Source organism: Planktotalea sp. (genome assembly GCF_049680325.1).
Taxonomy (GTDB): domain Bacteria; phylum Pseudomonadota; class Alphaproteobacteria; order Rhodobacterales; family Rhodobacteraceae; genus Planktotalea.
The window spans coordinates 1-1,763 of record NZ_JBAUHO010000087.1 but is presented as its reverse complement, the minus strand read 5'-3'; the positions used below and the strand labels follow the sequence as shown (position 1 = coordinate 1,763).

Genomic DNA, 1,763 nt, shown 5'->3' with positions numbered 1-1,763 from the left:
CACGACGCCGACCAGCGCCATCCAGCCGAAGAGCACCATGAGAAAGACTAACAACCAGAAGCCACGGCCCAAAATAGCGAACATGATAATGATGATATAGAGCGACGGCACTGCGCCCCAGATTTCGATCACACGCTGGAAAATCAGATCAACCCAGCCACCAAAATATCCCTGTAGCGCACCCGCCGCGATGCCAACGACGCTTGCCAGTGTTGTGACGACCAGCGTGAACAGGATCGAAAGGCGGAAACCGTAAATCACCCGTGCCAGCACATCGCGTTTGGTGTCATCCGTGCCGAGCAAGTTCTGCTCGTTCGGGGGAAGCGGCGCTGCGCCTGCACGATCAACCGTTGTGTCGTAGGCATAGGGGATAATAGGCCAGAGCATCCAGCCCTTTTGAAAGCCTTCCTCGCCCTTGCCAAAGGTTCCGGCGTCGATGCCCTCAACGATGCCTTCCGGATCGTCCCAGCACGCCTCCAGGCCACCAGACTTGATAAGGCAGCGAACCTCAACGTCGCGGTAAACCGCCTCGGTTTCAAAATCGCCGCCAAAGGCTGTTTCGGGGTAGAATTTGAACACCGGCATATGCAGCTCGCCGCGATAACTCACCACGATGGGTTTGTCGTTTGCGATGAATTCCGCAAACAGGCTAAGCCCGAAAAGCACCGTGAATATCCAAAGCGACCAGAGCGCGCGGCGGTTGCGTTTGAAGTTACGCCAGCGGCGTTGGTTGAGCGGAGAAAGCTTCATCAGTTCAGCCCTCCCGCTTTTCAAAGTCGATACGTGGATCAACAAGCACATACATCAGATCGGAAAGAATGTTCACCACAAGGCCGATAAGGCCAAAGATGAACAACGTACCAAACATCACAGGATAGTCGCGCCCGACAGCGGCCTCAAAGCCGAGCCGCCCAAGCCCATCCAGCGAGAAGATCGTTTCAATAATAATCGAGCCGCCAAAGAAGACCGACACAAACACCGCAGGAAAGCCTGCAATGACAATCAGCATCGCATTACGGAACACATGGCCATAAAGAACCTTGCTTTCGCTTAACCCCTTTGCGCGTGCGGTCATCACATAGTGCTTTTTAATTTCATCCAAAAAGCTGTTTTTTGTGAGCAGGGTCAACGTCGCGAAGGCCGAAATTGTCGAGGCAAACACAGGCAATGCGATGTGCCAGAGGTAATCAAGCGCTTTGCCAATCAGGCTCAGGTCTTCGAAGTTGTCCGATGTGAGCCCCCTAAGAGGGAAAATTTGCCAGTATGAGCCACCCGCAAACAGCACCAGCAAAAGGATCGCGAACAAGAACCCCGGTATTGCATAGGCGACAATAATCATCGCCGAAGTCCAGGTATCAAAGCTGCTGCCGTCATGAACCGCCTTGCGGATACCCAGCGGGATCGAGACGAGATAGGCAATCAACGTGGACCAAAGTCCAAGCGTGATTGAGACGGGCATCTTTTCCAGCACCAAATCCACAACGCTGATCGAGCGGAAATAGCTCTCGCCAAAGTCGAGATGCATGTAGTTCCAGAGCATATTGAGGAAGCGCTCTAACGGCGGCTTGTCAAAACCGAATTCCTTTTCCAGCTCTTCGATAAACTCTTTGGGCAGGCCACGCGCCCCGACATATTCGCTGTCGGAACCGAAGGTTTCTTCGCCCACGTCATTCCCGCCGCCCGAGAAGCCCTCGAACACGTCGCCGCCGCCCTGCATCTTGGCAAGAACCTGCTCTACAGGACCGCCCGGCACAAATTGCACC

The 1,763-nt window shown here is 54.3% G+C and carries 2 protein-coding genes; both read right to left on the bottom strand.

The annotated features are described in order from the left end of the window. The coding region (locus WBC85_RS03525; RefSeq protein WP_424433292.1) for an ABC transporter permease at positions 1-750 on the bottom strand (750 nt) is incomplete at its 3' end. A gap of 4 nt (positions 751-754) precedes the next feature. Further along, the gene (locus tag WBC85_RS03520; RefSeq protein WP_424433291.1) at positions 755-1,762 is read right to left on the bottom strand and encodes a microcin C ABC transporter permease YejB; all 1,008 of its coding nucleotides are present in this window, start codon (positions 1,760-1,762) and stop codon (positions 755-757) included. Position 1,763 lies beyond the last annotated feature (1 nt).